At 68.3% G+C, this 20,540-nt stretch carries 20 protein-coding genes; 17 read left to right on the top strand and 3 right to left on the bottom strand.

Going from position 1 to position 20,540, the window contains the following annotated elements; genetic code table 11:
• Positions 1–3 precede the first annotated feature (3 nt).
• From ACG00X_RS11015 to ACG00X_RS11045, 7 genes are all read left to right on the top strand, one after another.
• The gene (locus ACG00X_RS11015) at positions 4–1,116 is read left to right on the top strand and encodes a serine/threonine-protein kinase (RefSeq protein WP_394488215.1); all 1,113 of its coding nucleotides are present in this window, start codon (positions 4–6) and stop codon (positions 1,114–1,116) included.
• A complete protein-coding gene (locus tag ACG00X_RS11020) occupies positions 1,113–1,910 on the top strand; it encodes a Stp1/IreP family PP2C-type Ser/Thr phosphatase (protein ID WP_394488216.1) in 798 nt (265 codons plus the stop codon). Before ACG00X_RS11015 ends, ACG00X_RS11020 begins: the two co-directional genes overlap by 4 nt.
• 48 nt (positions 1,911–1,958) lie before the next feature.
• A complete protein-coding gene (locus ACG00X_RS11025) occupies positions 1,959–2,618 on the top strand; it encodes an FHA domain-containing protein (RefSeq protein ID WP_394488218.1) in 660 nt (219 codons plus the stop codon).
• A gap of 223 nt (positions 2,619–2,841) precedes the next feature.
• A complete protein-coding gene (locus tag ACG00X_RS11030; protein ID WP_394488219.1) occupies positions 2,842–3,627 on the top strand; it encodes an MBL fold metallo-hydrolase in 786 nt (261 codons plus the stop codon).
• Between the two features lie 245 nt (positions 3,628–3,872).
• The gene (locus ACG00X_RS11035; protein ID WP_394488221.1) at positions 3,873–4,367 is read left to right on the top strand and encodes a pilin; all 495 of its coding nucleotides are present in this window, start codon (positions 3,873–3,875) and stop codon (positions 4,365–4,367) included.
• A 139-nt stretch (positions 4,368–4,506) separates the two neighbouring features.
• Positions 4,507–6,159 carry a tetratricopeptide repeat protein gene (locus tag ACG00X_RS11040; protein ID WP_394488223.1) on the top strand — a complete coding sequence of 551 codons (1,653 nt, stop codon included), beginning with the start codon at positions 4,507–4,509 and terminating at the stop codon, positions 6,157–6,159.
• A 62-nt stretch (positions 6,160–6,221) separates the two neighbouring features.
• Positions 6,222–7,955 carry a PglL family O-oligosaccharyltransferase gene (locus tag ACG00X_RS11045; RefSeq protein ID WP_394488224.1) on the top strand — a complete coding sequence of 578 codons (1,734 nt, stop codon included), beginning with the start codon at positions 6,222–6,224 and terminating at the stop codon, positions 7,953–7,955.
• A gap of 9 nt (positions 7,956–7,964) precedes the next feature.
• On the opposite strand, the gene moaC is transcribed toward ACG00X_RS11045, so the two are convergent.
• Complete coding sequence (gene moaC, locus ACG00X_RS11050; protein WP_394488226.1) at positions 7,965–8,444, bottom strand: cyclic pyranopterin monophosphate synthase MoaC; 480 nt, start codon at positions 8,442–8,444, stop codon at positions 7,965–7,967.
• 117 nt (positions 8,445–8,561) lie between these two features.
• Between moaC and ACG00X_RS11055 the strand changes: the two genes are divergently transcribed.
• Positions 8,562–10,166 (top strand): M48 family metalloprotease, encoded by a 1,605-nt coding sequence (locus tag ACG00X_RS11055; RefSeq protein WP_394488228.1) that lies wholly within the window; start codon positions 8,562–8,564, stop codon positions 10,164–10,166.
• Positions 10,167–10,338: 172 nt separating this feature from the next.
• On the opposite strand, the gene ACG00X_RS11060 is transcribed toward ACG00X_RS11055, so the two are convergent.
• Entirely contained in the window at positions 10,339–10,692 is a 354-nt protein-coding gene (locus tag ACG00X_RS11060; RefSeq protein WP_394488230.1) for a phage holin family protein, read from the bottom strand.
• Positions 10,693–10,830: 138 nt separating this feature from the next.
• Here ACG00X_RS11060 and ACG00X_RS11065 point away from each other — a divergent pair, with 138 nt between their 5' ends.
• The 9 genes from ACG00X_RS11065 to ACG00X_RS11105 all read left to right on the top strand — a co-directional run bounded on the left by ACG00X_RS11065 (position 10,831) and on the right by ACG00X_RS11105 (position 19,758).
• Positions 10,831–11,571 (top strand): energy transducer TonB, encoded by a 741-nt coding sequence (locus tag ACG00X_RS11065; RefSeq protein WP_394488232.1) that lies wholly within the window; start codon positions 10,831–10,833, stop codon positions 11,569–11,571.
• A gap of 187 nt (positions 11,572–11,758) precedes the next feature.
• Entirely contained in the window at positions 11,759–14,095 is a 2,337-nt protein-coding gene (locus ACG00X_RS11070) for a catecholate siderophore receptor Fiu (protein WP_394488234.1), read from the top strand.
• Positions 14,096–14,154: 59 nt separating this feature from the next.
• On the top strand, positions 14,155–14,835 hold the full coding sequence (locus ACG00X_RS11075) for a Fe2+-dependent dioxygenase (RefSeq protein ID WP_394488236.1): 681 nt from the start codon (positions 14,155–14,157) through the stop codon (positions 14,833–14,835).
• Positions 14,820–15,440 carry a PepSY-associated TM helix domain-containing protein gene (locus ACG00X_RS11080; RefSeq protein WP_394488237.1) on the top strand — a complete coding sequence of 207 codons (621 nt, stop codon included), beginning with the start codon at positions 14,820–14,822 and terminating at the stop codon, positions 15,438–15,440. The genes ACG00X_RS11075 and ACG00X_RS11080 overlap by 16 nt, the downstream gene beginning before the upstream one ends.
• Positions 15,441–15,449: 9 nt before the next feature.
• Positions 15,450–15,968: a DUF2271 domain-containing protein gene (locus ACG00X_RS11085; RefSeq protein ID WP_394488238.1), complete on the top strand. Its 519-nt coding sequence runs from the start codon at positions 15,450–15,452 to the stop codon at positions 15,966–15,968.
• A gap of 14 nt (positions 15,969–15,982) precedes the next feature.
• On the top strand, positions 15,983–16,798 hold the full coding sequence (locus ACG00X_RS11090) for a DUF4198 domain-containing protein (RefSeq protein ID WP_394488239.1): 816 nt from the start codon (positions 15,983–15,985) through the stop codon (positions 16,796–16,798).
• A 26-nt stretch (positions 16,799–16,824) separates the two neighbouring features.
• Entirely contained in the window at positions 16,825–17,787 is a 963-nt protein-coding gene (locus ACG00X_RS11095; protein WP_394488240.1) for an FAD:protein FMN transferase, read from the top strand.
• Entirely contained in the window at positions 17,784–19,154 is a 1,371-nt protein-coding gene (locus tag ACG00X_RS11100; protein WP_394488241.1) for a sulfite reductase subunit alpha, read from the top strand. The genes ACG00X_RS11095 and ACG00X_RS11100 overlap by 4 nt, the downstream gene beginning before the upstream one ends.
• Positions 19,155–19,347: 193 nt before the next feature.
• Positions 19,348–19,758 carry an SWIB/MDM2 domain-containing protein gene (locus ACG00X_RS11105; protein WP_394488242.1) on the top strand — a complete coding sequence of 137 codons (411 nt, stop codon included), beginning with the start codon at positions 19,348–19,350 and terminating at the stop codon, positions 19,756–19,758.
• Positions 19,759–19,930: 172 nt separating this feature from the next.
• Here ACG00X_RS11105 and ribA read toward each other — a convergent pair whose 3' ends face one another.
• Complete coding sequence (gene ribA, locus ACG00X_RS11110; RefSeq protein WP_394488243.1) at positions 19,931–20,539, bottom strand: GTP cyclohydrolase II; 609 nt, start codon at positions 20,537–20,539, stop codon at positions 19,931–19,933.
• Position 20,540: the final 1 nt, after the last annotated feature.

A 20,540-nucleotide genomic window follows, 5' to 3' on the forward strand; every position in this document is an offset into this window, starting at 1 on the left:
GCCATGAGCGGCAGCGAAAACTCGGGCAGGGCAGGCGGCTTCTGGCAGCGCCTGCTCGGTCGCGGCCATGCGGCGGCGGAAGTGGCCCCGGGCGCACCAGACACCGCGCCACCGCCCGCCCCGGCCTGCCCCGCAGCGTCGACGCCCCCCACATCCGCCGATCTGCGAGATTTCGAACTGGGCGCCGAGCTCGGGCGCGGTGCGATGGCCGTCGTCTACAAGGCGACGCAGCGCTCCACCGGCCTGCAGGTCGCCATCAAGCGCCTGTCGCTGAGCCGGGAGTTCTCCGCCGACGACCTGGCCGACGTGCGCGACCGCTTCATGCGCGAGGCCCGCGCCGCGCGCACGCTCCAACACCCCGACATCCTGCAGGTCGTGGACGCCGGCGAGGACGGGCGCGACGCCTGGCTCGCCCTCGAATATGTGCTGGGCCGCGACCTCAGCCTCTTCACGCGGCCGGGCCATCTGCTGCCGGTGCGCGAGGTCGTGCAGATCGGCGTGCGGCTCGCCCGCGCACTGGACTACGCGCACAGCCAGGGCGTCATCCACCGCGACATCAAGCCGGCCAACGTCATGCTCGACCGCGTCAACGGCGGCCTGAAATTGATGGACTTCGGCATTGCCCGCGTCGGTGACGGCAACCGCACCCGGACCGGGCTCGTGCTGGGCACGCCCTCCTTCATGTCGCCCGAGCAACTGGCCGGGCTGACCGTGGACGGCCGCAGCGACCTGTTTTCCCTGGGCGTGTTGCTCTACCAGCTGCTGACCGGCACGCTGCCGCATCAGAGCGAATCGATGGCGCGGCTGATGCAACTCATCGCCACGGTGCCCGCGCCCGACGTCAGGGTGCACCGCCCCGAACTCCCGGAGTCGCTGGCACTGGTGCTCGCCCTGGCGCAGGAGAAGCGTCCCGAGCTGCGCTACCCCTGCGGCGAACAGATGGCACGCGACCTCGAAGCAGTCCTGATCATGGACCTGCAAAACGAGCCCGCCATCGCCGAACCCGTACAACCACAGGATGCGGCGTTCGCACAAACACTGCGCTTGACGTCGGAGGAAGCAGGGCAGAATCGCCGCTCCTCCGCAGAGCCTCCCGAGCCACCCCAAGCCCCATGATCCTGGAGTTCTTCAGCGCCACCGACGTGGGCCGCGCACGCGACAACAACGAAGACTCGGTCGCCCTCGACGAGGCGGCCGGCTTGGCCGTGCTGGCCGACGGCATGGGCGGCTACAACGCCGGCGAAGTGGCCAGCCAGATGCTGACCAGCTTCATCTGCACAGAACTCGGCCGCTGGCTCAAAGACGCCGGCCGCGAAGCGCGGGCCGGCGAAGTCAAGCGCGCGATGGACATTTGCGTCGACAACGCCAACCGCGCCATCTTCAACGCCGCCAACACCAACCCCAAGTACGCCGGCATGGGCACGACGCTGGTGCTCGGCGCCTTCCGCCCGGAGGGCCTGCTGCTGGGCCATGTCGGAGATTCGCGCGGCTACCGCCTGCGCGCCGGCCGGCTGGCCCAGATCACCCGCGACCATTCCCTGCTGCAGGAACAGATCGACGCCGGCTTGATCACGCCCGAAGAAGCCGCCTACTCCAGCAACAAGAATCTGGTCACGCGCGCCGTCGGCGTCGAAGACACCGTGCTGATGGAGCTGCATCTGCACGAGGTGCAGGTGGGCGATGTGTATCTTTTCTGCTCCGACGGCCTGTCCGACATGGTCGACGACGACAGCATCGCCAACCTGCTTCACGGCAATCCTGCACTTCCCGATGCTGCGCGGACGCTGATCAATGCAGCCAATGACCGCGGCGGCCGCGATAACATCGCGCTGATCCTGGCCCGCGCAGAGGGTCGCCAACGTACCGAAGGCCGGGGCTGGTGGCCCTTCGGACGCCGCGGCGGCCATTGAGTCCTCGCCCGAGAGTCACGGCACGAACAACAGAATTTGAGGTCATTCATGGGCAAACTGGTGGTGTCGCTCGACGGCGTCGTGATCAAGGAAGTGCAGGTCACCAAGGACAAGACCACGCTTGGCCGGCGCCCGTACAACGACATCGTCATTGACAACCTCGCCGTCAGCGGCGAGCACGCCGTGCTGCAGATGGTCGGCAACGACGTCTTCATCGAGGACCTGAACTCCACCAACGGCACCTACATCAACGGCAAGGCCATCAAAAAACAGTTGTTGGCTGACAACGACACCGTTGAAATCGGCAAATACAAGATCAAGTTCCTGCTCAACGACGGTAACGACTACGAGCGGACCATGATCCTCAAGCCCGGGTCGGGAGTTCCTACGCCCACCATGCCGGGCGCGCTGAACTCCGGGCTGGGCGGGCTGAGCGCCGCGCCCGTCGGCCCGGCCGCCATCAAGGTGCTGACCGGCGCCGCCTCCGGCCGCGAGGTCGCGTTGACCAAGGTCGTCACCACGCTCGGCAAGCCCGGCGTCCAGGTGGCCTCCATCACCAAGCGCCCCACCGGCTACGTGTTTGCGCATGTCGAAGGCGCCCAGCGCCCCACCGTCAACGGCATCCCCTTGACCGGCGAATCGATTGCATTGCGCAGCGGCGACCTCATCGAGCTCGCCGGCACGCAGATGCAATTCATCCAGGGCTGACGCAGCCGCCGCAGCGGCCATTCGCTGCGGCCCGGCACGCCGGCCGCACCAGCCAACCGGGGCTGACAGCGCTGCGACATGCGCGCTGAGCCCGCGTGTGATTTCCTCACGATCGACCTCGCCCCAACGCGGTATTCCGACCGCCATTCCTAACGGCCCGCTGCGTACATTCTTGGCTCCACCTCGCCATCTCGCGAGGCCCGCCACCGAGCCGCCGTATCGAATGAACATCCGCGTCCTGGGCTGCGCCGGCACGATTGCCGCCGGCTACAAGACCACCGCCTTCCTGCTGGACGCCGATATCCTCATCGACGCCGGCACTGGCGTGGGTGACCTGTCACTGGACGCGCTGGCCCGGATCGACCACATCCTGCTCACGCACTCCCACCTGGATCACGTGCTGGGCATCCCGCTGCTGGCCGACGCCGTGTTGCGCCAGCGCCGCGCGGCCGGCCGCCCGCCCATCCAGATCCACGCCCTGCCCGAAACGCTCGCGGCGCTGCGGCAGCACATCTTCAATGGCGTGATCTGGCCCGATTTCACGCGCCTGCCCAGCGCGGACGCCCCCGTGCTCAGCCTGCACGCCTTCTGCATCGGCGACCGGCTGAACCTGGGCGGGCGGGTCATCGAGGTGCTGTCGGCGGCCCACACCGTGCCAGCCGTCGGCTTCGCCGTCGACGCCGGCCCTGCTCGCGACCACGCTCACTGGGTGTTCACCGGCGACACCGGCCCCAACCCGGCGCTTTGGCGGCGGCTGTCGCAACTGCGCGTCTCCCACCTGGTCATCGAGACGGCCTTCAGCGACGACGAAGCCGAGCTCGCCCACGTCAGCCGGCACCTGTGCCCCGCAGAACTCGGCCAGGAACTCCAGCAACTGCCCGGCAGCGTGGACGTGCGCATCACGCACATCAAACCCGGCGAGGTCGAAGCCGTCATGGCGGGTGTGCAGGCCCTCACCAGCCCGCACCGCATCACCGCCCTGCAGGCCGGCCAGGACATGCCCCTGTAAGCACCCGTTACCCCGCGCAGCCGCGCCTGACCGGCAGGCGCGGCTGCGTCGAGTGACGTTTCTTGACCGCCGAGGCCCGACCGACCAAAAGCGTCAGCCCGGCTGACGTTTTTTGTCAGATTCCGGTGACCGAGTGTTTCGGCAGCCCGCTTTTGCGCGGTTTTCGGGGTCGAAAAAGCTGGCACGCCCCCTGCGTATATCCGCTTGTCCTCCCCTCTTCTCAAACACTCTCTGGAGTAACCGACATGCAACTGAAGGCCCGTGCTCAACAAGGTTTCACCCTGATCGAACTGATGATCGTCGTCGCGATCATCGGCATCCTGGCTGCTGTGGCGATTCCGCAGTACAAGAACTACACCATCAAGGCCAAGATCGGCAACGCGATCACTGCGGCTGACGCTTTGAAGGTTGCTGTTGGCGTGTGCGCTCAAGAAGCCGGCGGCGTTGTCACCGGTTGCACCGGCGGTAGCGCAGGCATCCCGGCCAACGTGACCTCAGGCGTCTCGAAGGAAGTGGCGGCCACCAGCGTGAGCGGCGGCTACATCAAGGTGAAGCTGGCTACCGGCATCGGCACCGACATCGACAACGCAACGATCTGCTTTGAGCCGAGCCCCACGGACAATGCAATTGCTTGGAATGCCGGCACGACCATCACCACTGCTCAAAACGCCACCGCCGTCGACGCTATCACCAAGAACAACAAGGGAACGATGACGACGGCCTGCAGCGCCCTTCAATAAGAAGGCATGTTGCACAGAAGGGCCCTGCGGGGCCCTTCTTCGTTTGTGGCAGCCCAACTCCCTCAGAGGGCCGCAGCCAGGCTCATGGCGGGCCGTCCATACAGCATCCGCACCGTCACCGCCTCATGCACTCCACCCCATGAAGCTGATGTCCCTCATGAAAAACAAGCTCACCCTTGCGTGGGGGCTGCTGCTCATCAGTGTTGGCGCCGTCTACGGGCTCTTTTTATGGAGCCCGGTGCTGTTTGACGATCTCTACTTTTTCGATGGCACCGTCCATGAAGAGTATTTGTCGATCTCCAACGTGCTGAGTTTGCGCTGGCTGCCCTACGCGTCATTCGAATGGACGCGTGAGCTGTTCGGCCTGAATCTGTTGTGGTTTCGCCTGGGCAACCTGGCAATCCACCTTGCGAATCTGCTGCTGTTTTTTGTTTTCCTGAAGGCGCTGTTCAAACGCGTGCTTCGTGGCAGCGAGCCGGCACCGTCGGCGCAGGTATTGGCGCTTTGCGCAACCGCTTTATGGGCGCTGCATCCGGCGTCGGTCTATGCAGTGGCCTACCTGACTCAGCGCTCCACGCTGATGGCCACCTTGTTCGTCCTGGCCATGCTGCTCATGGGCCTGCGTGCACTGGACAGCGGCCGGCTACGCGATTGGGCCAGCTCGATCGCCTGCTACGCACTGGCGACATTGAGCAAAGAGCTGGCGGTGATGGCCCCGATGCTCGTGATGGCCCTTGCCGTGCTGTTGCGCCGGGACAGCGCCCACCTGCCATGGCGGCGAGGGTGGCTGGTGGTCTCGGGCTACCTGTTGGTCACCGCGTTTGTCACTTGGGCCAAGCTGCACCAGGAAGTCAACCTCATCGGCGCGGCTTACCAGCTCAACGGGAGCGAGTTGCTGAGCCGCTATGCCGAAGCCAATCCTGATTTCGACGTATCCCTGGCCTACCCCTTGTCCGTCCTGACGCAGGCCTCCCTGTTCTTCAAGTACCTGCTGATCTGGTTGTTTCCCAGTGCCAGCTGGATGTCAGTAGACATGTACGAGCCCCTGGCCACCAGCCTTCGGGCCTGGCCCTATCTGCTCGGCTTGGCTGCCTTCATGGCTTGGGGATTTGCCGGGCTGGGGCTGCTCTGGCGCGGCGGGCGAGTCGGACTTGCGGGCTTTGGCTTGCTTTGCCCGTGGCTGATGTTTTTCACCGAATTCTCCACAGTTCGGGTTGCTGAGCCCTTTGTCATTTACCGCAGCTATCTCTGGATGTTTGGCTTGGGCGCCACATTCCCGTGGCTGACGCAAAAGCTCAGCGACAAAACATGCAGTGTTATCGCGGGCACGCTGGCAATGTTGATGGTCCCGACCACGATGTTGCGCCTGCAGACCTTTTCCAATGAATTCCTGCTCTGGGACGATGCAGTGCGGCTGGTAGAGACAAGGCCAGAAATGCCCGGCATCGACCGCGTCTATGCCAACCGCGGCAACACCGAAGCTCGCCTGGGCCTCGCATCCGCAGCACTGAAAGACTACGACAAGGCGATCAGCATCTATCCCGGTCACGCCAATGTGCATAGCGACCGGGGCGCTGCCCTGCTGATGCTGCGCCAATATGACTCCGCACTGACAGCGTTCCAAAAAGCAATCGAGCTGCAACCGGATTTGCGCCTTGCCCGGATAGGTGCGGCACAAGTATTCGAGAAGAAGGGCGACTCCCAGGCGGCAATTCGTGAATACAAAATCGCTTGCACATTGGGCAGTGCCATGGCGTGCAAGAAGCTCGCGCCCCAGCAGCAAGGCGGTTGACACCACCTGCAGGACGCCGAGCACCGCGGGAATGGCTTGAGCCCATGCCATCATCCGCGCCCATGTCCTCCCAGCCCTCCTCCGCTTCGGCGCACGCCGCGCCCGTCAGCCTCATCCTCGCCGCCGCGCTCCCTCCGCTGCTGGCTTTCAATCAGACGCCCGCGGCGACGCTCTATAACCAGTTGCTGGCGTTGGCGGGCTGGGGGTTGGCGCTGGTGTGCTGGGCCTCGTCGGCGCCGGGTTGGCGGGCCGGGCTGAAGAGTCCGGCGGCGGTGGCGATGGCGTTGTTGCTGGCGGCGCCCGTCGTTTCGGTGGTTGGCCGCGGGCTGCCGCTGTCGCTGGGGTTGAATGCCGTTGCCGTCATCGGGGCCGGCCTGGCCGTGCTGTTGCTGGCACAGGGCCTGTCGCGGCCGGCGCGGCAGAAGGCGGCGGAGGCTTTTTGCTGCGGGCTGCTGCTGACCGGGCTGTTGAGCGTGGGCATCAGCCTCGTGCAGGTCTTTGCGCCGGAGCTCGCCAACGGCGTCGTCATCGCCCGCTCGGGTGTCGTGGGCAGCGCCGTCAGCAACCTGCGGCAGCCCAACCATCTGGCCAGCCTGATGATGTGGTCGGCCATCGCGGCGGTGTACGTCACCGAGCGGCGCGGCTGGCGCTGGTTGCTGCCGCCGCTGCTCGCGGCGTTCGTCTTCACCGTCGTGCTGAGCGCCTCGCGCACCGGCTACATCGGCATTGCCATGCTGGCGGTGTGGGGCATCGTGGACCGGCGGCTGTCCGGCACGGCGCGCCTGAGCCTGCTGGCGACGCCGCTCATGCTGGGCGCGAGCTGGTGGCTGATGTCGCACTGGTCCGCCGAAAGCGGGCACGCCTTCCGGGGTGCTTCGCGGCTCGCCGAGGGGGCGGGTTCGCCGTCCCGCGTAGCCATCCTGCGCGACGCCTGGGGGCTCATCACCGCCAACCCGCTGACCGGCGTGGGTTGGGGCGAATTCAATTTTGCGTGGAGCCTGACACCCTTCCCCACGCGGCCCATCGCCTTCTTCGACCACACGCACAACCTGCCGGCGCAACTGGCTGTCGAGCTGGGCTTGCCCTGGGCCGGCGCCGTGCTGGGCCTGCTGGCCTGGGCCCTCTGGCGGGGCTGGCGCGGTGCCGTGAACAGCCAGGGCGACGACGCCCCGCTGCGCCGGGCTGCCTTGATGATCGTGCTGACCATCGGCCTGCACAGCCTGCTGGAGTACCCGCTCTGGTACGCCTACTTCCTGCTGCCGGCCTGCTTCGCGCTGGGTCTCGCGCTGCCCGTGGACGACGCAGCCGCGCCAGCCCCCGCCACTCCCGGCGTCGTGGTCGGGGTCGTGCTCATCGCCGCCAGCATGCTCGCCGTGGGGGACTACCAGCGCATCGCCGCCATCTACGCGCCCAGTGCCGACGCCCAACCGCTGAAGCAGCGCATTGCCATCGGCCAGGGTTCACCGTTCTTCAGCCATCACGCCGACTACGCCGCCGCCACGAGCCTGCCCCCGGGCCCCGACGCGCTGGCCGCCGCGCGACGCACGGCCTTCAGCCTGGTCGACGCGCGCCTGCTGATGCACTGGTCGCGCTCACTGGAAGCCACCGGCGACATCGAGGGCGCACGCTTCCTCGCCGACCGGCTGCGTGAGTTCCGCAACCCGACGGGCGACAACTGGTTCGAGAGCTGCACCGAAGCATCCCCGTCACCGGACGCTTCGCCGGCCTCGTCGCCTGCGGCGATGGTGCAGTGCCAGCCGGCGTCCGGCGTGGTGGACTGGCGAACGCTGCGCTGAGCCTGCCGCTCAGTCGGCGTGCCAGTCGCCGCTCTTGCCGCCCTGCTTCTCCAGCACGCGCACGCGGTCGATGACCATGCCGCGATCGGCGGCCTTGCACATGTCGTAGATGGTCAGCAGGCCCACCTGCACGGCGCACAGCGCCTCCATCTCGACGCCGGTGCGGCCCAGCGTCTCGACCTGTGCACGGCACAGCACGCGGCTGGCCGGCTCGTCGAGTTCGAACTCGACCTTCACGCGCGTGATGGGCAGCGGGTGGCACAGCGGCACGAGGTCGGCGCAACGCTTGGCCCCCTGGATGGCCGCAATGCGCGCCACGCCCAGCACATCGCCCTTCTTGGCCGTGCCGCTGGCGATCAGGGCGAAGGTCTGCGGCTGCATGCGGATCTCGCCGGCCGCGACGGCTACGCGGTGCGTCTCGGCCTTGGCGGACACGTCGACCATGTGGGCTTCACCCTGGGCGTCGAAATGGGTCAGTGGGTGGGTCATGTCAGTTCTTTCGGGCGGCGCCGGCCAGGTCGGGCGTCTTCATTCTCACGAAACCTTCCCGGTCCGAGATACAGGCATCATAGGCAGATGGCTGCTGCCGGCCGGAGTGCCCGTTCGATGAAGAAGTTGCTTGTCACCCGCCCCCTGCTCACGCTGATCGCCGCCGCCACGCTGGCCCTGCCCGGCGCGCCTCTGAATGCCCAGGTCAACCTGCCGGCCCTGGGCGACTCGGTGTCGCAGGATCTCGACGTCGGCACGGAACGGCGACTGGGTGACCAGGTCATGCGCCAGATCCGCATCGACCCCGACTACGTGCTGGACCCGCTGCTGCAGGAATATCTGGACGGCATCTGGGACCCGCTGGTCAAGGCGGCGCGCAAGCTGGGCCAGATCGGCGACGAGACGCAATCGCGCTTCGCCTGGGAGCCCTTCCTCGTGCGCGACAAGAGCGTCAACGCGTTCGCGCTGCCCGGTGGTTTTGTCGGCACCCACCTCGGGCTGATCTCGATGACCGTGTCGCGCGACGAACTCGCGTCGGTGCTGGCGCACGAGCTCTCGCACATCACGCAGCGCCACATCGCGCGCCGCATCGCGGGCGATTCCAAGAACAGCATGGTCGCGGTGGCCGGCCTGCTGCTGGGCGTGCTTGCGGCCACGCGCGGCAACATCGACATGGCCAACGCCGGCATCGTCGGCGGCCAGGCCGCAGCCACGCAGTTGTCGCTGAACTTCTCGCGCGACATGGAACGCGAGGCCGACCGCGTGGGCTTCAACGTGCTCGTGGAGGCCGGCTTTGCGGGCAGCGGCATGGTGAGCATGTTCGAGCGCATGGAGCAGGCCTACCACCTGATGGACAACGGCGCCTACCCTTACCTTCGCTCGCACCCGCTGACGAGCGAGCGCATCGGCGACGCCCGCACTCGCCTCGCGCTGGAGCCGTTCTCGCGCCCGCAGGGGCTGGCCGAGCATGCTCTGATGGCGGCGCGTGCGCGCGCACTGCAGGACCCGCGCGTCGAGGCCTGGAAGGTGCTCGAGAACTACGACGCCGGCGCCCGCAACATCAAGGACAGCAACGGCTACGAACAGCTCGGCGCGCGCTACGCCGCGGCGCTGTCGTCCATCAAGCTGCGCAACTTCGACCGCGCCGAGACCACGCTGCGCAGCACCGAGGTGACGCTGCAGTTGCTCAAGCCCAGCGCGCCCGAGATGGCGGCGGCCAGCCGGCTGCTGACCTATCTGCGCGCCGAACTGGCGGAGGCGCGCGGCCGCCCGATGGAGGGTATCGCGGCGCTGGACACGCTGAAGGGCGAGAAGTCCCGCCCGATGCTGCTGCAGCGCGTGGGCCTGGCGCTGGCCGCCGGCCCCGCCGAAACGGCCGGGCCGCAGCTGCGCGAGGCCGCGGATGCATTGCAGACGCACGTCTCGCTGGAGCCCAGCGACGCGCTGGCCTGGCACGAGCTGTCGCTGGTGTGGGAGAAGCTCGGCCAGCCGCTGCGTGCCGTGCGCGCCCAGGCCGAGACCCACGCGGCCGCCGGCGACCTCAACGGCGCCATCGACCGGCTGCGCTCGGGGCTGCGGCAGTCGCGCTCGCGCGATGCCGACCAGGTGGAGGCCTCCGTCATCGACGCGCGCCTGCGCACGCTGGTCTACGAGCGGCAGGCCATCCTGGGCGAGATGTACAAGGGCCGCTACATCCCGCCGGACGTCGAACTGCCGAATTGAGACCACCCCCTACCGCGGCGAAGCCGCGGCCCCCTCAAGGGGGCGCCGCTGGTGGACCGGCAAAGCCGGATCCACGGCGGCCGCTGGAGGGGCGGCGGCGCTGCGCGCGCCTTGGAACACAGGACACAGGCAGACCGCCTTCGAGGTACTCCACCGACTGCGGTGGGGCGGGCTACTCCTGCGGGAACAGGCGCTCGATGATGACGTCGATGACCATGCCGCACAGGCTGTAGATCAGCGAGCCGATCAGCGCCGCGCCAAAGCCGGACACGGCGAGCCCGTCGAGCAGCGAGGCGGCCGCCCAGAACATCAGGGCGTTGATGATGAACAGGAACAAGCCCAGACTCAGCACGGTCACCGGCAGCGTCAGCAGCACGAGGATGGGCCGCAGCAAGGTGTTCAGCAGGCCCAGCACCAGCGCCGCGATCAGCGCCGACGTGAAGCTCGTGACAACGACGCCTGGGTAGAGGTGAGCGACCAGCAGCAACGCACCGGCCAGCAGCAGCCAACGGATGAGGATCTTCATGGCCGCAGCATAAGGCGGGCGTTGCGCGTCGCCGACGGCAAGCCCGTCGCACAGGTGCGGTAATGAGAACCATTTGTATTTCGTATTAGGATTGGCAAAGATTTATCTCCCGCATCAATCGTGAACTTCACCCTCGCCTTGGACAGTTCCACCCCGGTGGACGAGCCGCGCCCGCAGGCTGCGGCTCCCGCGGGTCGAGTCGCGCAGACGACCGCTGCGCCCGAGCGCAGCAGCCCGGGCTGGGGTACGAAGCGACGTCACCCGGGCGCGCTGATCGCCATCGGCGCCCTGCACCTGGTGGCCGGCTGGGCGCTGGCGCACGGCATGATGCACCGGGCGTCTAAGGCGGAGCCCGCCCCCGTGCAGGTGCGGCTGCTGGAGGCCCCCAAGCCGCCACAGGTCACGCCCCCGCCGCCGAAGATGCAGGTCACGCTGCCGATCCTGGCGCCCATGCCTATCGTGCCGCCGCCGCCCGTGACGATCTCCAGTCCCGTCGTGGTCGTGGCCGAATCGCTGCCGACCACGAGCGCGCCGCCACGCCCCGAGCCTTCGCCCACGGTTGCCGTGGCCGCCGCGCCCGTGACGCCGCCCGCCATCAAGGAGCTGGCTGCGGGCAGCTTTCGCTACCGGGTCGAGCCCCGGCTGAGCTACCCCCGCATGTCCAAGCGGCTGGGCGAGGCGGGCGTGGTGGTGCTGCGCATCGTCGTGGATGCCGCCGGCATGTTGCGCAGCGCGACGCTGAAACGCTCGTCGGGCTTCGAGCGGCTGGACCAGCAGGCGCTGCTGGACATCCGCAGCGCGCGCTTCGAGCCCTACCTCGAGCGCGGCCACGCCATCGACTGGGAGGCCGACGCCGGCCTGTCGTACGAACTGAATTGACCCAAACGATGCGGGGACGCCACACCCCGCATTGACCAGTTAATGAGAATCACTATCATTCTCATTAACGACGTTGCCGAGCGGTAGCCCGGCAACGTCTCACCCCCTCTTCCCACGTCATGCGCGCGCTGCGACGACGACTCGCGCCGTCGCAGCGCGCGCCATTTCAAACCACATCGGAGTTCGCATGTCCTTCATCAAGAGCCGCAAGCACGCTGTCGTGCCTCACGCCATTGCCGCCCTCGCGGCCAGCCTGAGCCTGCCCGTCGTCGCCCAGCAAGCCCCCGCGGCCGACGCCAAGAAGGACGAGCCCGCCCTGCCCACCGTGAAGGTGCAGGCGGGCAGGGAAGTGCCGTACAAGGCCGACACCAGCGCCTCGTCCAAGATCACGCAGACGCTGCTGGAGACGCCCAAGACCATCCAGGTCGTGAAGAAGGAAACCCTGCAGGAGCAGGGCGCCGTCTCGCTGATGGAAGCGCTGCAGAACACCCCCGGCATCACGATGCAGCTGGGCGAGAACGGCAACACCTCGGCCGGTGACGCTTTCCAGATGCGCGGCTTCTCGCTGCAGACGTCCACCTTCGTCGACGGCATCCGCGACCTCGGCGCCGTCACGCGCGACGTGTTCAACCTCGAGCAGATCGAGATCGTCAAGGGCCCGGCTGGCGCCGACACCGGCCGCGGCGCGAGCGCGGGCTACATCAACCTGATCAGCAAGCTGCCGCAACTCGACAACATCACCGACGCGACCATCACGCTGGGCGATGCCAGCCGCAAGCGCGCCACGCTGGACTCCAATGTGCGCCTGGGCGACGGCATCGCCGCGCGCGTCAACGTGATGACGCAGGACAACGGCGTCCCCGGTCGCGACTTCGTGAAGAAAAAGGGTTGGGCGATCGCGCCGTCCGTGGCCTTCGGCCTCGGAACGCCGACGCGCTTCTACCTGTTCTCGCAGCACGTGCGCCAGGACAACACGCCTGACGGCGGCATTGCGACGATCGGCTTCGACGGCTTCTACAACGCCACGGCCCAGGTGCGCAGCGCCCCCAAGGCTACCCACCAGTTCTACGGCAGCAGCAGCGACTACGAGAAGGTCGACGCCGACATGGTCACGGCCAAGCTGGAGATGGACCTGGGCGGCAGCACGACCATCCGCAACATCTCGCGCTATGGCCGCACGCACATGGATCGCGTGCTGACCGGCATCAACACGATCACCGCCGTCACGCCGGCCGACCCGAGCAGCTGGACTATCAGCCGTTCGCGCCAACGCGTCGACCAGACCAACGAGATCCTGGCGAACCAGACCAGCCTGAACACGACCATCAACACGCTCGGCATCCAGCACGACCTCGCGCTGGGCATGGAGCTGATTTACGAACGCCAGCTGTCGCTGGGCACGACCTCGGGCAGCTCGGCCACCACCAACGTCGTTCTCAACGGCGTCACGGTCCCCGGCATCGCCGTGCCCGTTGCCAACCTCTACAACCCGAACCGCGCCGACGCGATGGGCACGCCGCTGCTGACCGGCGCCGACACCGAAGGCCACACCAACACCCAGGCGCTGTACGCGTTCGACACGCTCACGCTGAACGACAAGTGGAAGCTCAACGCCGGCCTGCGCGTGGAGCACTTCAGCATCGGCACCAACAGCGGCACGCTCGTCACGGGCGGCACCTCCGGCAACCTGGCCACCTACCAGCCGCGCGGTTACGGCGTCGGCGCCATCGTGCCGACCAACTTGAGGACCGGCGACTGGATCACCAGCTGGAACGTCGGCGCCGTCTACAAGCTGGCCGACAACGGCACGCTGTACGCAGCCGCTGCCAACTCGTTGACGCCTCCGGGCAGCGCCAACTTCACGCTGTCGTCCTCCGGCCAGGCCGCTGGCACGGCCGATCCGCAGGAAACCAGCAACTTCGAGTTCGGCACCAAGTGGGAACTGCTGGACAAGCGCCTGAACGTCACCGCCGCGCTGTATCGCTCCGAGAACGACAAGCAGGTCACGCAGGATTCGGTCACGCAGGCCAGCACCCAGAACGGCAAGACGCGCGTGCAGGGCATCGAGCTGGCCGCCGTCGGCCAGATCACGAACTTCTGGCAGATCACCGCCGGCCTGCAGACGATGAAGACCAAGCAGATCAGCCAGCTGAGCGTCAACAGCACCACCGGCGCCGTCACCGTGACCGACGGCGTGCGCTGGTCGCCGGACTTCTCGGCCACGCTGTGGACCTCGTACCAGTGGGGAGACCTGACCGTCGGCGGTGGCGCGCGCCACACGGCCGAGCAGAAGCGCGTCGTGACGGTCGGCGGCACCACCGCCACCACCAACTCGCCCAACCTGCCGGCCTACACGGTGTTCGACCTGATGGCGGCCTACCGCGTCTCCAAGCAAGTCAACCTGCAGCTGAACGTCGCCAACATCGCCGACAAGGTCTACATGTCGTCGTTGAACAATGGTGGCTCGCGTCTGTTCCTCGGCGCGCCGCGCTCGTCGACGCTGACAGCCCGCTTCTCGTTCTAATGGGCCTCCCAAGCTAGCCAACTCCAAGCCCGCATCAAGCGGGCTTGGGCATTCCAGCCATGCTTCTCCATATCCCCGCCGTACTCAGCAAGGACGACGTGCGCGAGATGCGCCGTGGCCTGGACGCTGCCGACTGGACCGACGGTCGCCAGACCGTCGGCGAACAAGGCGCCCAGGTCAAGCGCAACCGCCAGCTGCCGGTCGACCACCCCATCGGCCGCCAGATCGGCGACCACATCCGCCAGGTGCTCGCGCGCCATCCGCAGTTCATCTCCGCGGCGCTGCCGCTGCGCACGCTGGCGCCGCTGTTCAACCGCTACGAGGGCGGCGAGCACTACGGCCTGCACGTGGACGGCGCCGTCATGCGCCAGGCCGGCACGGAACAGCCGCTGCGCAGCGACGTGTCCACGACGCTGTTCCTCAGCGAACCCGACGACTACGAGGGCGGCGAGCTCATCGTCGTCGACACCTATGGCGAGCACGAGGTCAAGCTGCCGGCCGGCGACATGATCGTCTACGCCAGCAGCAGCCTGCACCGTGTCGAGCCCGTCACGCGCGGCGCGCGCGTGTGCTCCTTCTTCTGGACCCAGAGCATGGTGCGCGACGACGGCCGCCGCACGATGCTGTTCGAGCTGGACCAGGCCATCCAGCGCCTGCGCGCACGCCTGGGCGACGACGCCGACACCAAGGCCCTGACCCACCACTATCACAACCTGCTGCGGCAGTGGGCCGAGCTGTGAGCAACGCGCCGCAACGGGCCACCTGGCTGAAAACGCTGCACCAGTGGCACTGGATCAGCTCGGCCATGTGCCTGGTCGGCATGATCTTGTTCTCCCTGACCGGCATCACGCTGAACCACGCCAGCTGGATCGAGACCCATCCGCGCGTCATCCAGCGCACCGCCCAGTTGCCGCCCGCGCTGCTGGCCACGCTGGCCGACAGCCACGCCGGCCCCCTGCCCGAGGCGGCGCGTTCATGGTTGGCTGACACTCTGAAAACAAGCGTTAGCAATGCAGCCCCAGAATGGTCTGCGGAGGAAATCTATCTCCCGATGCCGCGCCCCGGCGGCGACGCCTGGCTGCGCATCGACCGCACGAACGGCGACGTCGAGTTCGAGGACACCGACCGCGGCTGGCTGGCCTACCTGAATGACCTTCACAAGGGCCGCCATGCCGGCATGGCGTGGAGCTGGTTCATCGACCTGTTCGCCGTGGCCTGCCTGCTCTTCTCCATCACGGGCCTGCTGATCCTGAAACACCACGCCGTGCGCCGCCCCAGCACATGGCCACTGGTGGGATTCGGGCTCGTGCTGCCCGCCCTTCTCGCCCTCCTGTTGATCCACTAGAGACGTCCCATGAAGCTCCAACTCACCCTCACCGCAGCCGGCCTGGCGTCGCTCGGCGCTCCGGCGCTGGCCGCCGACGTCCAGCTCAAGTTCGACCTGCCGCGCCTGAACGTGGCCGAGTACCACAAGCCCTATGTGGCCGTGTGGCTCGAAAAGTCCGGCACCAGCACCGCGGCCGCCCAGCTGGCCGTCTGGTACGACCTGAAGAAGCCCAACAACGGCGGCACGAAGTGGGTGCGTGACATGCGGCAGTGGTGGCGCGCGGGCGGACGCTCGCTGAGCCTGCCGGCCGACGGTGTCAGCGGCGCCACGCGCGGCGCCGGCGAGCACGTCATCAACCTCAGCCAGCACCCGGCCTTCGCGGGCCTCGCCCCCGGCAGCTACGACATGGTGGTGGAAGTCAGCCGCGAAGCCGGCGGCCGCGAGGTGCGGCGCCTGCCCTTCACCTGGCCCGTCAAGGCGGCCGCCGACATCAAGGTCCAAGGTGACGACGAACTCGGCGCCCTGCAACTCACCGTGAAGCCCTGAGCCCAGGAACCCCCATGCGCAAAACCCTGATCGCTACCGCCGCCGCCCTGCTGCCCCTGCTCGCGCAGGCGCACATGACCTGGCTGCTGCCGAACTCGACGCTCGTGACCAACCGGGACGGCGTCGTCACCATCGATGCCGCCGTGTCGGAAGACCTCTTCAGCTTCGATCGCGCGCTCAAGCTCGAACAGCTGCGCATCACCGGGCCGGCCGGCCTCGTGCTGCAGCCCGAGGGCCAGAGCTCGGCCCGCCACCGTGAGAGCTTCGACGTGAAGCTCCCCAAGGACGGCACCTACCGCATCAGCAACTTCAGCCGTGCGCTGATGGGCGCCTACAAGCTGGGCGGCGAGACCAAGCGCTTCCGCAGCACGCCCGAGACGCTGGACAAAGACCTGCCCGCCGGTGCCGAACTGACCAGCCTGACGGAGACCGCCACGCGGCAGCAGACGTTCGTCAGCCGCGAACAGCCGGGCGAGGTGGCCTTCACGCCGGAAGGCACGGGCCTGGAACTGCTGCCGCTGACCCCGGTGACCGACCTCTCCAACGGCGACGAGAGCCGCTTCAAGCTGCTGCTGGACGGCAAGCCCCAGGCCAACGCCAACGTCACGGTCCGTCGCGCCGGCAACCGCTACCGCTACAAGAGCGGCGAGTTCACGGTGCAGACCAACGCCGAAGGCGAGTTCACCATCGGCTGGGCCGAAGCCGGCCAGTACTGGGTGGGCGCCAATGCGGGCGAGCGCGGCGCGCCGGGCGGCCCGGGCGGTGGCACCCGCGACAAGCCCATCAAGCGCGCTGCCGTCAGCGCCACGTTCGAGGTGCTTCCCAAATAAACGCGCCAGCACTCCCGGCGGCACGCGTGCTCGTGCCGCTGCATATCGAAGGCAGCCCGCCGCCGTGGGGCCAGACGCTGCAGCGCCTGGCCGGCGAGACCATGGGCACGAGCTGGTCGGTCGCGCTGATCGGGCCCGAGCCGCTGTCGCTCGCGCCGCTGTACGCCGCCATCGAGGCGTTGTTCAGCGACGTGATCGCGCAGATGAGCCACTGGGACGCCACCTCGCTGCTGTCGCGCTTCAACCGCGCCGCGCCCGGCACGCGCCTGGTGCTGCCGCCCGGCTTCGCCGACGTGATGGACGCGGCGCTGCAGATCGCCGCCGCCAGCAACGGGGCCTTCGACCCCACGGCCGGCGCGCTCGTACAGCGCTGGGGATTCGGCCCGCCAGCCGACGGCCAGGAAGACCAGGCGCAGCGCGGCTGGGCCGCACTGGGCTGGGACGCGCACACGCGCTCGATCGAGCAACCCGGCGGCCTGCGGCTGGACTTGTCCGCCATCGCCAAAGGGCACGCCGTGGACCGCCTGGCCGATCTGCTGGCAGAACTCGGCCTGCCGCACCACCTCGCCGAGGTGGGTGGCGAGCTGCGTGGCGCCGGGCTCAAGCCCGACGGCCAGCCCTGGTGGGTCGACTTCGAGCCGCCCGCCGCCGATGCAGACGTGCTGCCGCTGCGGCTGGCCTTGCACGGCCTGGCCATCGCCACGTCGGGCGACTACCGACGCTTTCGCCTCGATGCCGACGGCCGCCGGCAATCGCACACCATCGACCCGCGCCGGGGCGAGCCCATCGCGCACGGCCTGGCCTCGGTCAGCGTCGTGCATGCCAGCGCCATGTGGGCCGACGGCTGGTCCACCGCACTGATGGTGATGGGCCTGGAGGCCGGCCTGGCCTTCGCCACCGCCCACGGCCTGGCCGCGCGCTTCCTGCAGCGCCATGACGGCGGCTACGTCGAGCGCTTCAGCCCGGCGCTCGAGGCCCTGCTGTCATGAGCCGCGAACTCTGGGCCGCCCTGCTCGTCGCGGGCTATGCGCTGCTTTGCTTCGCCTGCTGGTGGCGGCACCGCCGACGCCACGCCCTCGCGCAGGCCGACGCGGCCGCCCTGCTGCCCGCCAGCGAGGCCGGCACGCCGCTGCTGGTGCTGCACGCCAGCCAGACCGGCGCCGCCGAGGCACTCGCGTGGCAGACCGCGCGCGCGCTTCACCTCGCCGGGCTGCCGGTCCGCGTGCTGCCGCTGGGGCAGGCGCAGCCGGCCGACCTGGCCGGCGCGCGGCAGGCGCTCTTCATTGCCGCCACCTGCGGCGAGGGCGACGCACCGGACAGCGCGGTGCCGTTTGTGCGCGACGTGATGGGCCGCGACGACATCGATCTCGGCACGCTGCACATCGCGGTGCTCGCGCTCGGCGACGCCACCTACGCGCAGTTCTGCGGCTTTGGTCGCACGCTGGATGCCTGGTTGCTGGCCCGCGGCGCCCAGCCGCTGTTCCCGCGGCTCGACGTGGACCGCGAAGACGCCACCACGCTCGCCGAGTGGCGCCGGCACCTCAGCCACGTGGCCGGCTCCAGTGACTCGCTGAGTTGGGACGACCAGCCCTTCACGCCCTGGCGGCTGGTCGAGCGGCGTGTGCTCAACCCCGGCAGCGCCGGCGCGCCGGTGGTGCATCTCGGCTTCGAGCCGCTCGGCGCCGACCTGCCCGACTGGCAGGCCGGCGACCTCGTGCAACTGCAGCTCGACGATGCCGAGGACCGGGTGCCGCGCGAATACACGCTGGCCTCGCTGCCCGCCAACGGCCGCCTGGAACTGATGGTGCGGCTGCTGCGACGCGACGACGGCAGCACCGGCCGGGCATCGGGCTGGCTGGCGCAGGGGCTGGCGCTCGGCGGCAGCGCCGCGCTGAGGTTGCGCGCGCACTCGGCCTTCCGCATCGGCGACAACGCCGCGCGGCCGCTGATCCTCATCGGCAACGGCACCGGCCTCGCCGGCCTTCGCGCCCACCTGAAGGCCCGCCAGCACGCCGCCTCGCCGGCACCGGCCTGGTTGATCTACGGCGAACGCCAGCAGGCCCACGACGCGCATTACGCCGACGAGATCGCGGCCTGGCAGGCCAGCGGCGTGCTGGCCCACGCCGATCTCGCGTTCTCGCGCGACGCCGGCAACGGCCCGCGCTACGTCCAGCACGCACTGGCCCTGCAGCGCGAACGCCTCGTCGCCTGGGTCGACAACGGCGCCGCGATCTACGTTTGCGGCAGCCTCGAAGGCATGGCGGCGGGCGTCCAGGCCCTGCTGTGCGAGGTGCTGGGCGCTCAACGCGTGGACGCGCTCATCGCGCAAGGCCGCTATCGACGCGATGTGTACTGATGCTTGGCCGCGACAAGGAGCGCCGAAAGCCCCGATTTCACGGGGCTGTGCGGGTCATCCCCTCTAGGAAAGCCTTCTATTCCTCCAGGGAGCGCAGTACCATCGCCGCCGCAGGGTGCTAGAGAGTATTGAAGGCTTACGCGGCCTTCACCCGGGCCCGGCACATCAACAACTTTTGATGGAGTGAATCGACATGGCAACTGCGAAGAAGGCCGCGCCCGCAAAGAAGGCTGCGGCGGCCCCGGCGAAGAAGGCGGCGGCTCCGGCCAAGAAGGCCGCAGCACCTGCAAAGAAGGCTGCAGCACCGGCGAAGAAAGCGGCACCGGCCAAGAAGGCTGCCGCCCCCGCCAAGAAGCGCACGCCCAACGCCGCCTTCATGAAGGCCCTGACCCCCAGCGACGCTCTGGCCGCGATCGTCGGCGCAGCCCCGCTGCCGCGCACCGACGTGACCAAGAAGGTCTGGGAATACATCAAGAAGAACAAGCTGCAGGACGAACTGCAGAAGCGCGTCATCAACGCCGACGCCAAGCTGAAGGAAATCTTCGGCAAGGCCAAGGCCGACATGTTCGAGATGACCAAGCTGATCAACAGCCACCTGAAGTGACACGGCGCCGCGCCACGCGCGGCATCGTCGACAAGAGCCCGGCACCGCCGGGCTTTTTTGTGCGCGCCCGCCGGGCGACACGCGGGCGCAGCGGGCCGCGCTGAGCGCCGCCGGCATCACCCAACGGCTCGCGGCTCACCGCCGCGCAGCGGGGTGCTGCCGCCGCAGCGGCTCAGTCGAACCAGTCGGCCAGGTGGCCCATCTGGTCGCGCTTGGTACGCAGGTATTTCTCGTTCTCGGGGCCCGGCGCCGTCAGCGACGCCTCGCGCTCCACGACCTCGATGCCGAACTCGGCCAGTGCCGCCATCTTCAGCGGGTTGTTGGTCAGCAGCCGGATGCGGTTCACGCCCAGCGCGCGCAGCATGCATGCGGCGGCGTCGTAGCGGCGGGCGTCGATGGGCAGGCCCAGCACCGCATTGGCCTGGATGGTGTCGGCACCGGCGTCCTGCTCGGCATAGGCGCGCAGCTTCTGCACGAGGCCGATGCCCCGGCCCTCATGGCCACGCATGTAGACGATGGCGCCGCGGCCCACTTCGGCGAGGCGCTTCATCGCGCTCTCCAGCTGAGGCCGGCAGTCGCAGCGCAGCGAGCCGAATACCTCGCCCGTCATGCATTCGGAGTGCACGCGCACCAGCGGTGGTTCATCGCCGGGCTTGCCGGCGAGGTCGCCGATGCTCAGCACGACATGCTCCTGCCCGCTGTCACCCTCCCGGAAACCGTGGATGGTGAACTCGCCGTAGGGCGTGGGCAGGCGGGTGGAAACGATGTGTTCGATGTTCATG

Source organism: Pelomonas nitida (assembly GCF_043555975.1).
GTDB lineage: Bacteria > Pseudomonadota > Gammaproteobacteria > Burkholderiales > Burkholderiaceae_C > Pelomonas > Pelomonas nitida.